The following is a 16,150-nucleotide window of genomic DNA, read 5'->3' as shown; positions in this document are numbered from 1 at the left end:
ATATTTTGACCTTTTAAAAGAAAAATATGCTTACTTTTTTAGTTTTTTTATAAATTCAATTGCTTTTAAAGTACCCATTTTAGAGTGGTCAAATGTAAGCCCTCCTTGGAAGTAAACATTATAAGGAGGTCTTATTGGAGCATCTGCACTTAGTTCTATAGAAGAACCTTGTATAAATGCTCCTGCTGCCATTATAACTTCACTTTCATATCCAGGCATATCCCAAGGTACAGGTTTAACATAAGAATCAACTGGAGCAGCTTCTTGTATTCCTTGGCAAAAACTTATGACTTCATCAGCATTATTAAGTCTAATACACTGAATAATATCACTTCTTAAATCATCATGTTTTGGCAATACATCATATCCTAATTTTTCAAAAGCTCTTGAACAAAATATAGCTCCCATCACAGCTTGAGATACTACATAGGGTGCTAGGAAAAATCCTTGAAGAACATTTCTAGTAGTTCCAAAAGTAAGACCACATTCTTTACCTATTCCAGGAGAAGTCATTCTATATGATATAAGCTCAATTAAATCTTTTCTACCAGCTATATACCCACCTGTTAATGCAAGTCCACCTCCAGGATTTTTTATTAGAGAACCAGCCATAACATCTGCTCCAACATCAGTTGGCTCTTTAGTATCTAGAAACTCACCATAACAGTTATCAACCATTACTATAACTTCTGGTTTAACAGATTTTATTACATCAATGGCTTCTTTTATATCACTAATTGAAAGTGATTTTCTCCAAGAATACCCTTTTGACCTTTGTATCATAACAAGTTTAGTTTTATCATTTATTTTTCTTTTAATTCCTTCTAAATCTAAATTTCCATCTTCTAAAAAATCTACATCATCATATGTAACACCATATTCTTTTAAAGAGCCTTTTTCTTCTCTTATACCTATAACACCCTCTAAAGTATCGTATGGTCTTCCAGTAACAGATAGAATTTCATCTCCTGGTCTGACTATTCCTTGTATACATAAAGTGAGTGCGTGTGTTCCATTTACAATTATTGGTCTTACAAGAGCATCTTCTGTATTAAAAACTTTTGAATAAATTTCCTCTATTTTTTCACGTCCAATATCATTATATCCATATCCTGTAGTCCAATTAAAATGCATGTCACTTAATTTAGATTCTTGCATAGCTTTTAAAACTTTATATTGATTGTATTCTCTTATTTCTTTTATTTCCTCAAACTTATATTTTATATCTTCCATTATTTCTTGTGATAATTTAAAAGTATCATCATCTATCCCATAGTAACCTTTCAATAATTCTTTTGTCTCATTAAGCATTTTATCACCTGTCTCTTTGTTATTTTATTTAAACATATCAAAGGAGACTATTTTACTAAAACAAATAAATTGTAGTTTATAAGTTAGCATAAGTCTCCTTTTAATTATCTTAAATTAAATTAGTTATCTATTGTTATTGTTGTTATTATTTTGATTTTGATTAGTTAAATTAATATATTTACCAGGTTGTATAGTCGAAACAGCATGTTTATAAATCATGTTTTGTTGTCTATTGTCCCCTTCTATCAATATTATATAACTGTCAAATCCTTTTACAAGCCCTTTGACTTGAACTCCATTGACTAAATATATAGTAACAGGTATCCTTTCTTTCCTAGCATTATTTAAAAACAAATCTTGTAAATTTAAAACTGTATTTTTCATTAGATTTGTACCCTCCCAAGATTAAATTGAACATCTAAAATATTCCTATCTTATATTCTATATAAGTTATGATAAATTTTCAATATGAAGTTGTATACTTAAAAATTTATATATATTATTTTATAGAATTTTTAATATATATAATTATTTCATTTTTTAATAAATCTATATCTTCATATTTATCCAAATCAAACCATTTTGCTGTTTCATATCTTTTAAACCAAGTTATCTGACGTTTTGCATACCTTCTAGAATCCCTTTTTATTATTTCAATGGCCTCTTCATATGTATATTCTCCATCTAGATACTTCAACATCTCTTTGTATCCTATACCTTGCATTGATATCATATCTTTTTTAAATCCCATATTTAGGAGTTTTTTAACTTCTTCAACTAAACCACTCTCTATCATGATATCGACTCTCATATTTATTCTTTCATACAAATGCTCTCTATCTCTATTCAAAACTATTATTATAGGTTGATAATCGTCATTAAATTTTAAGTCACTTGAAAAATCATTCATTTTATTACCACTTAAACAAACTTCAAGTGCTCTTATAACTCTCTTTGTATTGTTTTTATGAATTCTATCAGCAGCTTCTTCATCAAGTGATTTTAATCTATCATGCATGTAATCTATTCCATTCTCAAGAAGTTGTTTTTGAAGCTCTTTTCTTAATTCATTATTAGCATCAGATTTTGCAAAATCCATATTGTATATTAAAGAATTGAGATAAAGACCTGTTCCTCCAGTCACTAAAATACACTTTCCCTTTTGATTTATTTCAGATATATATTTTTTTGCCCTTTGTTGAAATTCTGAAACTGAAAATGGATAGTCAGGTTTAACCTCATCTATAAGATAATGCTTTACTCCTTGCATTTCCTCAGATGTAACTTTTGCACTTCCAATATCCATATATTTATATATTTGCATAGAATCTGCTGAAATTATCTCTGCATCCATATCTTTTGCTAACTTTATTGACAAATCAGTCTTTCCAACAGCAGTTGGACCTGTAAGTATTATAAGTGGTATTTTTTTCATAACATTCCTTTCCATATATTTTAAATATCCAAAATATTTTACATAATTCTTTTAAACATTTTTTCTATTTCGGTCTTAGAAATTTCAACCATTATAGGTCTACCATGAGGACACGTAAATGGATTCTCACAATTTTCTAATTGTTCCAATAAGCTTTTTATCTCAATATCATATATTTTATCATTTGCTTTTATAGCAGACCTACATGCCATAGATGCAAATCTCTCACCTTTTAAATCATAATTACTTGTAATCTCATCTATATTATCAATTATTTGAAGTATAAACTTTTCAGTTTCTGGAATTCCAAATATAGTTGGAACACATCTTATCATTACATGATTGTTGCCAAAAACTTCTAATTCGAAACCAAATTTCATAAATAACTCTAAATTATTTTCAATTTGAAGCATATCTACATTTGATACTTCAAGAATTACTGGGTCTAAAAGTATTTGCATATTGATATCTTGTCTATAGAACTTATCCATATATCTCTCATACAAAACTCTTTCATGTGCAGCATGTTGGTCTAACAAATACATAGAATCATCTTTACTTAGAATTATATAAGTATTAAATACGACTCCAATTACAGAATATCCATATAAAGAAAATCTTTGTTTTGAATTAGTTAAATATTCCTCTTGGCTGTCTTTAATACTTCTTTCTAAATAATTACTATCTTCATTTTTAGAACTATCAATTTGTTTAGGCCTATCAACTTGAAATTCTTCTTGTATATTGTCATTTACAACCTCTTCTTCTAAAGAGCCCGTATTTTTTAATTCATTTTCTATATTTGCATTTAAAACTTCGCTTACAGAAGGAAATTCGTCTATTGGTTTTTCACTTGATAAACTTACAACTTCAATGAATTCATCTTTATCTTTAGTTGTATTATTATTTTTTGAATTAGCTTCAATGAAGTTCTTATTTTTAAATTCATAATCTGTACTTTTTTCTCTACTATTGATAGCAATTCGAGGCTGCGTTTTTTTATCATTATATGTAGCATACTTTCCAATAAGGTTAGAATGTATTAATTTAACTTTTAAAAAATCTCTTAGCTCTATATACACTTCTTGTTCTTTTTCAAATTTAACTTCAAGCTTATTAGGATGTATATTTACATCAATACCTGCTGGGTCTACTTCTATATTTAAAAAACAAACAGCATGCTTACCTATTGGAATTATAGACTTATAACTTTCAGTTATTGCATCTATAATTATTTTACTTTTTACAAATCTTTTATTTATATAGATATGTTGCAAGTTTTTATTGGAACGATAGATGTTATTATTTCCTATATATCCATCAATTTTAAAGTGATTGCATTTAAATTCTATATTTATTAGGTTTTCCGTTATTTCTTTTCCATATATACTCCTAATAGTATTTATGAGCTTTCCATCACCTGGTGTATTTAACATTTGTTTATTATTATTTGTATATTTAAATTGGATATTAGGATTGCCTATTGCAAGCTTATTTATCAAATCACTTATGTTTATGGTTTCAGCATGGGTAGATTTCAAAAATTTCTGTCTTGCTGGTGTATTAAAGAAAATCTCTTTTATAATGATTGTTGTACCATTAGTGGAACCAATTGGCTCCTTTGAAACTATTTTTCCACCTTCTACAAATATTTTAGTTCCAACCATTTCATCTTTGGTTTTAGTAATCATTTCTAATTTTGATATAGCTGAAATAGATGCTAATGCTTCTCCTCTAAATCCAAGAGAGTACAAATCATATAAATCATCAATTTTTTTAATTTTACTAGTAGCATGTCTTAAAAATGATTTCTCAACTTCGCTTGAAGGTATTCCTATTCCATTATCTGTGATTTTAATTAAGGTTTTTCCTCCATCAATGATATCTATAGAAATCTTATTTGCGCCTGCATCAATAGAATTCTCAATTAATTCTTTTAATGCAGAAGACGGTCTTTCTACTACTTCTCCTGCTGCTATTTTATTTATAGTCAAATCATCTAGGATGTTAATTATATTTTTCATTTTTACACCTCTAAGATTTTATTTCTTTTGCTTTTTTTTGAAGATTGTAAAGAGAATTTATAGCATCTAATGGAGTCATATTTAAAATATCTAAGTTTAAAATTTCTTCTGACAATATATCTCTCTTTACACTATCAAAAGATATTTGAGTTAGTGCTAATTCCTTTACAGAATCTTCTTTATCAATTTCTTCTTTACTATCCTTTTTCTTCATTGAAATAACTTCATCGTTTAACGTTTTAAACTTAGAATTTAGTTTATCATAATCCTTTTTCATGTGTTTATAATCTTTTACTATAAGCTCATGCTCTATTTTTAGAGATTCGTATTTATTTTTAAAATTGCTCTGATTTACCTTAAGTAGTTCTTCATCTAAATCATTATTAATCACAATAGTTTTTTCTTTATCTCCATTTATTGCTACACTGTTATAAACATGATTTTTTTCTAAATCCTTAAGTATATATTTTGCTCTATCTATGACTTCATCTGGCAATTTAGCTAATTTAGCAACATAGATTCCATAACTCTTATCTGCACCTTGAGGAATTATTTTTCTTAAAAATATTATTCCCTCTCCATCTTCTTTAACTGCTATTGAATAATTTTTAACCTCTTTAAATTCTTCTTCTAAATCAGTAAGTTCATGATAATGTGTTGCAAATAGTGTCTTACATCTAATATTCTTTTGAATATATTCTACTATTGACCATGCTAAACTTATACCATCATAAGTACTAGTTCCACGTCCTATTTCATCTAAAATAACTAAGCTTCTTTCAGTAGCATTTTTTAATATAAGAGATACCTCATTCATCTCTACCATAAAAGTAGATTGTCCTTGAGATAAATCATCACTAGCCCCTACTCTTGTAAATATTCTATCTAATATCGGTACATTAGCATATTCTGCTGGAACAAAAGAACCTATATGTGCCATAAGTGCTATTATAGCAGTTTGTCTCATATATGTTGACTTACCAGACATATTAGGTCCAGTTATTATGTTAATGATGTTTTCTCCACGATTTAAATATGTATCATTTGGAACAAAATTTTCTTCACCTACTATATTTTCAACAACTGGATGTCTACCATTTCTTATATCGAGTTTATTATTTTCGTTTATCTGTGGTTTTATATAGTTGTTTATGTGAGCAACTGTTGCCAAAGATACAAAAACGTCTATATTAGCTATAATCTTAGCTACTTTTTGTATTCTGTCTATATTTTTATATATAGTATCTCTTATACTTACAAATATCTCATATTCTAGAGATTTAATTTTCTCTTCAGCATGTAGTATCTTTTCTTCTATTTCTTTTAACTCTGGAGTTATATATCTTTCTGCATTACTAAGTGTCTGCTTTCTTATATATGTCTCATCTAGTTTTGCTTGTTTAAAGTTAGCCTTTGTTATTTCTATATAATATCCAAATACTTTATTAAATCCTATTTTTAATGATTTAACTCCCGTCTTTTCTCTTTCTCTATTTTCTATTTCTTTTATAAGAAAAGCACCATTTTTAGAAATATCCCTCAATTCTTTAAGTTCATCACTAAAATCAGACTTAATTATATTCCCATCTTTTATAGTTATTGTAGGTTCTTCCAAAATGGCTTCATCTATTAAACTGTATATATCATCCAACTTGTCCATTTCTGATACATACTCTTTTAATCTATTTGCATTTGATAAGTCTATTGTGTCTTTTAGATTTGGTAATTTTTCTACTGAATTTTTTAAGTGAACTAATTCTTTTGGTGTTACTCTTTCAAATGCTATTTTCCCACATATTCTTTCTATATCATATATATTTTTAAGTATATCATTTAAATCTTCTCTTAGTATAAAATCATCTTTTATTTCTTCTATTACATTTAATCTATTTTCAATTTTAGGTTTATTTATCAGAGGCTCTTCTACATATTTTCTTAGAAGTCTTCCTCCCATCGCAGTAGATGTTTTGTCTAAAACATGTAATAGTGAACCTTTCTTTTTATTTCCTCTTATAGTCTGAGTAAGTTCTAAATTAGTTCTAGTAAACATATCTAAGACCATATACTCTGATGAATTGTATATATTTATATTATTAATATTGGATGTTATCTGCTTTTGAGTGTTATATATATAGTTTAGAAGAATTGATAAACTCGATTTTATAAGACCCTTATCATCAAACTTTAATTTTTGTAGATAAACCTCTGGAAAATACTCTTTTAATATATTTATATCTAAATAGTTTTCGCTAAAACTTTCATTTATGTATATGTTGCTTACAGTAGCTATATCTCTAAGTTTTTCTATAAAATTCAAATCATTTATAATTATTTCTGTAGGATGAATTTTTGCAATTTCTTCTATTACTTTATCTTCATTCAGACAAGTTGCATTAGCTTCTCCTGTACTTATATCTACATAAGTTAAACCTATATTGGCGTCATCTTTATATAAAGATAATAAATAATTATTCTTTTTATTTTCAAGTAAATTTCCATCTAGAACTGTTCCAGGAGTAATAACTCTTATTACCTCTCTCCTAACAATTCCTTTTGCAGTAGATGGGTCTTCCATTTGCTCACCTATTGCTACTTTATATCCATTTTCTACTAACTTTGATATATATGAATTGGCTGAGTGAAATGGTACTCCACACATAGGAGCACGTTCTTCTAAACCACAGGCTTTCCCTGTTAATGCTATTTCAAGAGCTTTTGAAGCTACTAATGCATCTTCAAAAAACATTTCATAAAAATCTCCCAATCTAAAAAACAGTATACAATCTTTATATCTATTTTTTACTTCAAGATACTGTTTCATCATAGGAGTTAATTTATTCATATCTATTTGCATTATTAAACCTCCTTCTTTTCTAATTAAATATTATATCATAGTACTTGATTATTATTAACATAATATATAAAATTTTGACGTATAACTAAAAAACAATCCAAAATGCTGATTGCACTTTGGATTGTTAAGTTTAATAATCACTAAGTAAAAACGTATAGAATTTTATAATAAAGATATTATCTCTTTTTTCAGTTTAATAACATTCTCAAGATTATCTTCATTTATATTTCTATTATCTATGATAAATTCTTTTTTTACTATTGATGGTTTTTTTGAGATAACATAAATTCTATTTGATAACATTATAGCTTCATCAATATCATGAGTTATAAGAAGTATCGTTGAATTTACTTTTTTCTTAACTTCTAAAAGCCATTTTTGCATAGATGTTTTAGTTAATGAATCGAGTGCACCAAAAGGTTCATCTAAAAGCATTATGTCATTAGAATTTATAAAAGTTCTCAAAAAATTAGCTCTTTGTCTCATACCTCCGGAAAGTTCTGCTGGATATTTATACTCATACCCTTCCAAACCAAAAACCTCAAAGTAGTGTTTTACCATAGACCTAGCTTTGCTCTTTTTTTCTTTTTTTAGTACCAATGGAAGAGACACATTATCTATTATAGTTTTATATGGTAAAAGTAAATCTTTTTGATACATGTAGCTATAATTACCGTTTATGTTTACCATACCACTATTATAGTCTGTCAATTGAGTTATAATATTAAAGATAGTACTTTTTCCACATCCGCTTGGTCCCAATATAGAAACAAATTCGCCTTCATAAACATCAATACTTATATCTTTTAAAACATCTACATCTTTATATGTCTTTGATACATTTTCTATAGATATTTTTGCCTTTTTATTGTGGTAAGAATTCATTTGTGTAAGCATCACTTGCCTTCATATCCTTATCTATTAATTTATATTCTTTTAAGAATGATGTATAGTTATTCCATACACTATCTTTCATTTCTCCCCATCTTGGTGCATCATCTTTATATTTACTTGCTAAATATTCTTGACTCTTTATTGCTAGTTTTTCATCTACCTCAGGAGCATGCTTTACTAAAATTTTTGCAGCATCTTCAGGATTTTTTATTGCATACTCATAACCTTTTGTTGTAGCTTTTAAGAATTTCTTAGCAAGTTCTGGATTGTCTTTAAGTACAGTCTCATTAGAAATTATAAGTGGTGTATAATAATCTAATCTTTCATCTAGGTCTTTTACTGGTATAAAGTTTAAATCATAATCAATTAAATTAGCTTTAACTACATCCCAACCTTCAAATATCCATGCAAAATCTACAGTTTTCATAGCTGCAAAGAAATCATCTTGACCAGTATTAACTATCTTTAATTTATTAAAGTCAGCTCCATTTTTATTCATAACTGCTTTAAAAACAGCTTCTTCTGATGGAGAACCCCAACCTCCATAAGTTTTTCCTTCAAAATCTTTTGCTGTAGTTATGTTTTTTTCTTTTGGAGATGCAAATCCAGAAGTATTGTGTTGTATAACAGTAGCTACAGCTTTTATTGGAAGTGGGTCTTCACTAGTTTTTGCGTAAGTAACTTGCTCTTGATAACTTATACCAAAGTCAGCCTTTCCTGTTGCTACTAAAGTCTCAGCTCCACTTTCAGGTGGTTGTACTATTTCAACATCCAAGCCTTCTTCTTTATAATAACCTTTATCAAGCGCCACAAATAATCCAGTATGATTAGTATTTGGTGTCCAATCAAGTACAACAGTCACTTTTTTAGAAGAAGTATCTTTACTATTTTTTTTGTCTTTATCACTATTATTTCCAGAAGAACATCCAGTTATTGTTGCTAATGTAAGAGCACTTACTAAACCTAATATTCCTAATTTTTTGAAATTCATAATATCCTCCCTCAAGTACATTTAATCTTCTAATCTATGTTTTATAACAACTTTTTTTATAGCTTGTACAATTCCTACAAATATTAAGCTAAATATAACTACTAATATAGTAGATGCAAATACTTTATCAAGTGCATATGCACTTTTTGACCTTAGCATATAAACACCAAGACCTTTAGTTCCACCTAACCACTCTGCAACAGTTGCTGCCATTACAGCATAAGTAGCAGATATTTTAAGTCCAGAAAAAAATTTATCCATTGACATAGGAAATTTAAGATGAATAAAAGTATTAATCTTATTTGAATTCATAGTCTTAAACAAATTTAAATAATCTTTATCAATATTCTCAATACCATCTACAAAACTTATTAATATAGGGAAAAAACACGTAAGTGTTACCATCAATATTTTTGGCATTGTTCCAAAGCCAAACCAAATCATAAAAAGTGGAGCTATTATTATTGTAGGTATCATTTGAGTCACTAACATAATAGGATAAAGACATTTTTTTATTATCAATACAAAATCCATTAATATTCCAATTATTAAAGATATTATTATCGCAACTATAAAGCCAAATATTGCTTCTCCTATAGTAACCATGGCATGCATGGATAAATTTTGATAATCTTTAAAAAATACATTAATTATATCTATTGGTGTAGGCAGTATATATTGAGGAACTCTTAAAACTTCTACCACAGATTGCCAAAAAATAAGTATAAACAAAAATGTTGCTATTGGATATATACTATTTTTGACTTTATCTATGATTTCTAAGTTTATCATCTATAGTTAAACCCCCAGCTTTTTCATCTACTCTAGCTACTGTTATAACTCTTTCACATCCAAGATTAAAAGGGATTTTATGTACTTTTTTTAGTAGTTCAAAAACTTCATCAAAATCACCTTCAACAGTAGTACTCATTGCTCCTATTTCACATTTAAGACCACTGTTTTCAATTTCTGCTATACAAGCATCTACTACTTTATACATTTCTTCTTCACCTTTGTAAGGTCTTAGTGGCATTACTGCTATGTCTGCAATTACCATTTAAATCACTCCTTTTAAAATAATTAATACCTACTAGGTATATTTTGTTTTTTATTAAAATATTTTATAGATAAAAACATAGTATATTTAAATAAAATAAAAGTCTTATCCAAAATAGGATAAGACTTATTTTTATCTTTACTGGTCTCCCTACACTGGCATTATCCAAACAGGTTCAAAGGGTCGAGATAAAATCTCCTCTCAGCATATTAGCTCCCCGAAATATATTATATCTTTTCTACTTGATTATACTACACTTATCATATTTTAACAAATTTTTTATTTATATCATATATTTTATTTGTATTAAAATTTACAAAACTATTATAGTAGTTTATGATTTATTGTCTTTATTCTCACTAATTTTGTAAAATTTCAATAACCATCTTTGATTTACTATAGCTTTATTCTGTTAATGCTATTATTTTTGATATAATAGATTTTTATACACATATATTTATTATCTATACTCTTTTTAATATATTGAACACTTCCTGTTGATTAATTTTGTGCTACTTCATCAATATAATTCAAATAAATTAATAATATAACTTTACAGTTCCTTTTACACAACAAGCTTTATTACATAATTTACTTGTATGTTTTATTTTTAAAGGACAAAATAACTTTTATATTTAATTTTTTTAGTTTATATATTGAAAAACAAAACGTTTTCCTGTAATATTATAATCGTAGAATAAAACTAAATAGGCAAAACTAGAGAAATTTAGTGACGCAAAGCTATAGGGACTAACACTTATAAAATAAGTTATGTCAGCCAGTTGCCAAAAAGATATTTTCTTTTTGTTTTTTATGAAAGTTTTTTAGGGGGATAAATAATATATGTTTATGAATAAAATAGATAGATGTACACATATACTAACTGCCTATATATGTAGTTCATATGACTACTGTAATTTTATAGATACGCAGTTAAACGATTTTATACTAGAGTATGGTGAAAATGTTGTGGAATCTTGTTTACATCAAGTGATGGTATTGGTAAGTAAATATAATTAAATGGATTTTATTTTCTAGAAAAACCTTTTTAGTTTTATCTACATTTTAAATGTATTATTGATATAAAATTGATAAAAAAAGATAGCAAATGAAAAAATTCTAATATAACTTTATACAGTTATATGTTCAAAATGACATTGATAAAAAATCAGCAAATAAAAATAAAGTAGAACCACTAGAAAAACTTTTCAATTCATTAGGTAGAAAAGATTGGTAATTAGTTCATATACATTTGATTGAAGGTTTAGCCGTTTTTAAAAGAGAAACTTGAACTAGTTTCTAAAAATTTATTTAACTTATTTAAAAATATCTAGTAAAAAGCCCTTAGAACGTATTTATTTGGATTCTAAGGGCTTTTCTTTTGTTCTAAATATGTAACAACAGTCCATAAAACTAAATTTAACTACTGATTGTTATTTATATACTAATTGAATGTCATATCCTTCACTATTTTTCTTTACTTCAAATTTGTCATTCTTTTTAGGTAGTATCTCTAGTACACCATCTTGATATTTAGATTTATCTACTTTTAAACCTATCCCAAAGTCTTTTCCCTTAAAACAAGCATATGAGGAAACCTTTTTACCATTCATAAATACCATCTTAATTCTATTATCATTTTCTATATCTGCAAGATTTTTCCATTTATAACCAACTATATTGTACATCTTTTCAACACTAATATCATTGCTAAATAAATAAGCTCTGTCCCATTTGAATTTACTTAATGATGACAAATTCACTTCGCTCTTTTTATCATTTAGCTCAGATAAATTTGTTATCAAATCACCAAAATTTTCTAAGCTTTTATCTTCTTCTATCTTAGTTAACTTTGAATATTTATCTTGTACTTTCCAAGTATTATTACCTTTTTCTAATTCAAATGTTATTTTTGATATACAAGAGTTATGACTGCCTGGTTGTGTAACTATCACATTTTCACCTTTATTATTTGTATAATCATGTTGTTCAATTTCCTTATGAGTATGCCCTGCTACTATCGCATCAATTCCATCAACTTCTTTAGCTAGTTCTTGTATTCTATTACCTGGATTTTTAGGCTTTTTGGGTTTTTCTCCACTATGTACTACGGCTAATAGTATATCTGGATTTTCTTTTTCTTTTATTTCCTTCACCCATTTTTTAGCATCATCTATCATATCATTCATATATAAATCCTGGTATGTAGCCATATCTTTTAAATCTCTGGACTTAGCCTTAATTTTATTTTCGTTTTCATCAAAATCCCATCCTTCTCCGACTTCTTTGATTGTAAGACCAAGTATACCAAGCTTAACTTCACCATATTTTGTTTCAATTGTATTTATTGTGTAAGGTTTAACATAACTTGAACTGTTACTATTATATGTATTTGCAGATAAAACTTCTATATTTTCACTATTAAATTCATTTATCATTTTATCTAAATTTTTTTTAGAGCTAGAAACAAACTCATGATTACCAAGCACTACTGCATCATATTTAACTTCACTCATTTGTCTAACTATAGGTACTTCTTTTTTAATTACTTCATCTTTTTCGTAAGCATCTCGAGCCTCACTAAGATATTGCTCCATTGCTCCTAAACCATCCGAATCATAAAAATCTCCTGCATCTACTAATGTTATATTAGAGTCTTTTTTTCTTTCTTCGTTTATTTTTTCAGCTACATTATAGGTAACTTCTCCATGTAAGTCTGTAGTTGCTAATATATTGATTTCAGTGATTTTATCATTTTTAGAATTAGTGCAACCTGTCAATATCATTAGAATTGAGATTAAACATAAACTTAATACTTTGGCTTTACTTTTAAAATTCATTTTATCCCCCTATAAAACTTGATATACATAAAGTATAGCAGTTAAACTAACAAACTAATTTACACCAAAATATATATTAGCGTAATTAATAAGCTAATTTATTCTCAATAAATCTCTAAATGTATTATTTAAAATTTACATTACTCATCTGTATTAACCTGTCCTAAGTATTTAAAATTAGAATTCTTATTTTCAATAGTTAATTGTTTTGGTAATGAATAAATTAATGATTTAGAATCAATTATATCTATTTTAAAATATGTAATCAATGATAATAAACATAAAATTAATGCCATTAAATTTCCTGTTTTATTTTTTTCATTAAACATATTAGATACTCTTTTTTTTATATTTGATTTCTTATGCAGTCCAGCTACAAATTTATTTGAAGAATTTAAATCTTTTTTCATTGCACCTATAATAGTCAAAGCATACTCTTTTTTATCTTCTATACTACGATTTTTTAAAACTCTTTCATCACAATAAAGTTCACAATCTAAATCTATAACTTTATCCATAATGTACATAAAAGGATTAAACCAATATACTATTTTTAAGAATAATACTAAATATTTAATATAAATGTCTTTACTCTTAAAATGCATAAGTTCATGTCTAAATATCCATTCAAGTTCTTTTAATTTATAATCATATGGTGGTAAAAGAACACAGAAATTAAAAAATGACGGAGTTTCAACTTCATGAGAATATTTAATCTTTACATTTTTATTTATATTAAGCTCTTTTAATAAACTATCATAAAGATTGTTTATGTCTTCATCATCAACATCATAGGACAAATCCTCTATCAGATTTTTAAGCTTAATATATTTCCATAAAGTAGAAATCAAATAAAATATCGTAACAGTAATCCAAACAGACACTAAAATAATAGTACACAAAGTAGAAATATTGTTAGAACCTTCTAAATTTACCTTATTAATATTGTGTTGATATTTCAATTCATTAAATGCAAAAGTATAATATGTAAATGGTAATAATAGTTTTATAATAACAATAAACCATATATAATAGTTAAATTTTCTACTGAAAGTTTTAAAAATAGTCATTCTAAAAACTAATAAGAGAACTATAAATAAACTACTTACTAAAACGGTTCTAAAAAAATCGTTTAAAATTGAAATCATAAATTTTCACCCCCTTATTCTAGAGTGAATTGTGGAATATTTAAAAAACAAGCACCAATATAAAAATAGCAACAGGACTATGTCTTTCTTAATACAAAGAATTCCTTCATGACACCAGTTAAAAATTCCAATATCTTTTGACAGTTGACATACTTAAATTTAATTAAATAGGATAATGACTTTTAGGTATAGCTTTTCTTTTATCTCTTTTAAGACATAATCGAGTCATCTTCTATTATCAATAAGCATAGTTGGTTTTAATTTTATTCCATCCGAATCTTTTTTTATAAAAATTTAAATACTTCTTTTGTATAATTTTGATTGTAACATAGAGCATGACATAATACCACAAGAGCTATTATATAAATAAAGAATACTCAAATATTTTTCATAATTACGCTACAATTGTTAAATGATACAAAAATAGTATAAAAGACTATAAGGATTGTTACAAAGATTTATTCTACATTTGACAGAAAGACACCCAAATATTAGAATTAAAGAAACATATGATTTCTTCATTTTTGGCGGATAAAGCCTATACAAAATAAACTATACAGAATCTAAGGAGATTATTTAAATGAATAAAAAATTAATTGGAATTTTGGCTGGGATGGGCCCAAGGTCAACAGCGCCATTTGTTGATTTAATTATTGATGAATGTCAGTCTCAGTATGGAGCGAGATACGATGAAGAGTTTCCTGAAATTATGATATATTCCTTACCTACTCCATTTTATATTGACCGCGCAATAAATCATGAACTTATGAAAAAAACTATCATTAAGGGTCTAAAAAAACTTGAATCAATTGGAACAAACTTTATTGCGATGCCGTGCAATTCAGCTCATATATATTTTGAAGAATTGAAAGAATCAATAGGTATTCCATTATTAAATATTGTAGAAGAAACTATTAAATATTTACCTGCTACGCCACAAAAAGTAACTCTACTTTCAACAAGTTCAACATTTAAATCTACAATTTATCAAAAAGGTATAACAAAAGCTGGTCATGAATTTATATTTAAAGAAGAATGGCAAAAAAAGATAAATGCTCTTATACAAAACATAAAAACAGATAAGAATAATCCACAAAATATCAATATTTGGAATGAACTTCTAGAAAGTATAAAATTTGAATCTATTGAAAATATAGTGATTGCTTGCACTGATTTAAATGTTGTCTTGGAAAATATACAACCATCAATTAACATTATTGATTCGTCAAAATGTTTAGCAGAGTCAGTTATTAAGAAATATTTAGAGTTAGAAAAATAGAATTTACTCTATTTTTAATTTATAAATATTTTAGATAAATTATTCATAAAAAAGTAAAGCAGTAAGATTATCTTACCACTTTACTTTTTTATAAATACTCACTTTTTTATTTTTGATGATGATTCTAAAATAAAATTCACCTTAATGAGATTGTAAAAATAAAAAAATGAATGTCAGTTAAAATAGAAATATATTTTTCAATTAAAGGTCACAAAATTATTTTATAATACTTTAGTTTAAACATTACTAAACTTAAATACTTTAGTATTTGTTAATACTTGTTAATATATATTTATTGATTTATTATATAATAATAT

The 16,150-nt window shown here is 26.5% G+C and carries 13 protein-coding genes and 2 riboswitches; of the genes, 2 read left to right on the top strand and 11 right to left on the bottom strand.

Features of this window, described 5'->3' with window-relative positions; genetic code table 11:
- Window positions 1–30 precede the first annotated feature (30 nt).
- The 9 genes from IC174_RS08175 to IC174_RS08135 form a co-directional block, all read right to left on the bottom strand.
- Window positions 31–1,311, bottom strand: coding sequence for a methionine gamma-lyase family protein (locus IC174_RS08175; RefSeq protein ID WP_227435134.1), 1,281 nt, complete (start codon window positions 1,309–1,311; stop codon window positions 31–33).
- Between the two features lie 123 nt (window positions 1,312–1,434).
- A complete protein-coding gene (hfq, locus tag IC174_RS08170; RefSeq protein WP_003428780.1) occupies window positions 1,435–1,695 on the bottom strand; it encodes an RNA chaperone Hfq in 261 nt (86 codons plus the stop codon).
- Window positions 1,696–1,810: 115 nt separating this feature from the next.
- Window positions 1,811–2,746 (bottom strand): tRNA (adenosine(37)-N6)-dimethylallyltransferase MiaA, encoded by a 936-nt coding sequence (gene miaA / locus IC174_RS08165; RefSeq protein WP_227482636.1) that lies wholly within the window; start codon window positions 2,744–2,746, stop codon window positions 1,811–1,813.
- A gap of 38 nt (window positions 2,747–2,784) precedes the next feature.
- Window positions 2,785–4,770: a DNA mismatch repair endonuclease MutL gene (mutL, locus tag IC174_RS08160; RefSeq protein WP_227482635.1), complete on the bottom strand. Its 1,986-nt coding sequence runs from the start codon at window positions 4,768–4,770 to the stop codon at window positions 2,785–2,787.
- A gap of 10 nt (window positions 4,771–4,780) precedes the next feature.
- Entirely contained in the window at window positions 4,781–7,624 is a 2,844-nt protein-coding gene (mutS, locus tag IC174_RS08155; protein WP_227482634.1) for a DNA mismatch repair protein MutS, read from the bottom strand.
- A 162-nt stretch (window positions 7,625–7,786) separates the two neighbouring features.
- Window positions 7,787–8,521 (bottom strand): ABC transporter ATP-binding protein, encoded by a 735-nt coding sequence (locus IC174_RS08150; protein ID WP_227482633.1) that lies wholly within the window; start codon window positions 8,519–8,521, stop codon window positions 7,787–7,789.
- Window positions 8,490–9,509 carry an ABC transporter substrate-binding protein gene (locus IC174_RS08145; RefSeq protein WP_227482632.1) on the bottom strand — a complete coding sequence of 340 codons (1,020 nt, stop codon included), beginning with the start codon at window positions 9,507–9,509 and terminating at the stop codon, window positions 8,490–8,492. Before IC174_RS08145 ends, IC174_RS08150 begins: the two co-directional genes overlap by 32 nt.
- Window positions 9,510–9,530: 21 nt before the next feature.
- Window positions 9,531–10,301 carry an ABC transporter permease gene (locus IC174_RS08140; protein ID WP_227482631.1) on the bottom strand — a complete coding sequence of 257 codons (771 nt, stop codon included), beginning with the start codon at window positions 10,299–10,301 and terminating at the stop codon, window positions 9,531–9,533.
- A complete protein-coding gene (locus IC174_RS08135; RefSeq protein WP_227435128.1) occupies window positions 10,276–10,566 on the bottom strand; it encodes an MTH1187 family thiamine-binding protein in 291 nt (96 codons plus the stop codon). Before IC174_RS08135 ends, IC174_RS08140 begins: the two co-directional genes overlap by 26 nt.
- Window positions 10,567–10,696: 130 nt before the next feature.
- Window positions 10,697–10,796, bottom strand: a riboswitch (TPP riboswitch).
- A gap of 470 nt (window positions 10,797–11,266) precedes the next feature.
- Window positions 11,267–11,356, top strand: a riboswitch (cyclic di-GMP riboswitch).
- Between the two features lie 53 nt (window positions 11,357–11,409).
- Between IC174_RS08135 and IC174_RS08130 the strand changes: the two genes are divergently transcribed.
- The gene (locus tag IC174_RS08130; protein ID WP_227435127.1) at window positions 11,410–11,586 is read left to right on the top strand and encodes a hypothetical protein; all 177 of its coding nucleotides are present in this window, start codon (window positions 11,410–11,412) and stop codon (window positions 11,584–11,586) included.
- Window positions 11,587–11,999: 413 nt separating this feature from the next.
- On the opposite strand, the gene IC174_RS08125 is transcribed toward IC174_RS08130, so the two are convergent.
- Together IC174_RS08125 and IC174_RS08120 are read right to left on the bottom strand one after the other, a co-directional pair.
- A complete protein-coding gene (locus IC174_RS08125; protein WP_227482630.1) occupies window positions 12,000–13,406 on the bottom strand; it encodes a metallophosphoesterase in 1,407 nt (468 codons plus the stop codon).
- 140 nt (window positions 13,407–13,546) lie between these two features.
- Window positions 13,547–14,554, bottom strand: coding sequence for a M56 family metallopeptidase (locus IC174_RS08120; protein ID WP_227482629.1), 1,008 nt, complete (start codon window positions 14,552–14,554; stop codon window positions 13,547–13,549).
- Between the two features lie 580 nt (window positions 14,555–15,134).
- On the opposite strand from IC174_RS08120, the gene IC174_RS08115 reads away from it, so the two are divergent.
- Window positions 15,135–15,833 carry an amino acid racemase gene (locus tag IC174_RS08115; protein ID WP_227482628.1) on the top strand — a complete coding sequence of 233 codons (699 nt, stop codon included), beginning with the start codon at window positions 15,135–15,137 and terminating at the stop codon, window positions 15,831–15,833.
- Window positions 15,834–16,150 lie beyond the last annotated feature (317 nt).

The organism is Clostridioides sp. ES-S-0001-03, assembly GCF_020676075.1.
In the GTDB taxonomy this organism is placed as follows: Bacteria; Bacillota; Clostridia; order Peptostreptococcales; family Peptostreptococcaceae; genus Clostridioides.
The sequence above is the reverse complement of the archived record's forward strand: the minus strand, read 5'-3'. Positions and strand labels throughout refer to the sequence as shown.

Coding starts and splice junctions, on each gene's coding strand:
- IC174_RS08175 (WP_227435134.1), bottom strand. CDS start 1,311: ATGCTTAATGAGACAAAAGAATTATTGAAAGGTTACTATGGGATAGAT.
- hfq (WP_003428780.1), bottom strand. CDS start 1,695: ATGAAAAATACAGTTTTAAATTTACAAGATTTGTTTTTAAATAATGCT.
- miaA (WP_227482636.1), bottom strand. CDS start 2,746: ATGAAAAAAATACCACTTATAATACTTACAGGTCCAACTGCTGTTGGA.
- mutL (WP_227482635.1), bottom strand. CDS start 4,770: ATGAAAAATATAATTAACATCCTAGATGATTTGACTATAAATAAAATA.
- mutS (WP_227482634.1), bottom strand. CDS start 7,624: ATGCAAATAGATATGAATAAATTAACTCCTATGATGAAACAGTATCTT.
- IC174_RS08150 (WP_227482633.1), bottom strand. CDS start 8,521: ATGCTTACACAAATGAATTCTTACCACAATAAAAAGGCAAAAATATCT.
- IC174_RS08145 (WP_227482632.1), bottom strand. CDS start 9,509: ATGAATTTCAAAAAATTAGGAATATTAGGTTTAGTAAGTGCTCTTACA.
- IC174_RS08140 (WP_227482631.1), bottom strand. CDS start 10,301: ATGATAAACTTAGAAATCATAGATAAAGTCAAAAATAGTATATATCCA.
- IC174_RS08135 (WP_227435128.1), bottom strand. CDS start 10,566: ATGGTAATTGCAGACATAGCAGTAATGCCACTAAGACCTTACAAAGGT.
- IC174_RS08130 (WP_227435127.1), top strand. CDS start 11,410: ATGTTTATGAATAAAATAGATAGATGTACACATATACTAACTGCCTAT.
- IC174_RS08125 (WP_227482630.1), bottom strand. CDS start 13,406: ATGAATTTTAAAAGTAAAGCCAAAGTATTAAGTTTATGTTTAATCTCA.
- IC174_RS08120 (WP_227482629.1), bottom strand. CDS start 14,554: ATGATTTCAATTTTAAACGATTTTTTTAGAACCGTTTTAGTAAGTAGT.
- IC174_RS08115 (WP_227482628.1), top strand. CDS start 15,135: ATGAATAAAAAATTAATTGGAATTTTGGCTGGGATGGGCCCAAGGTCA.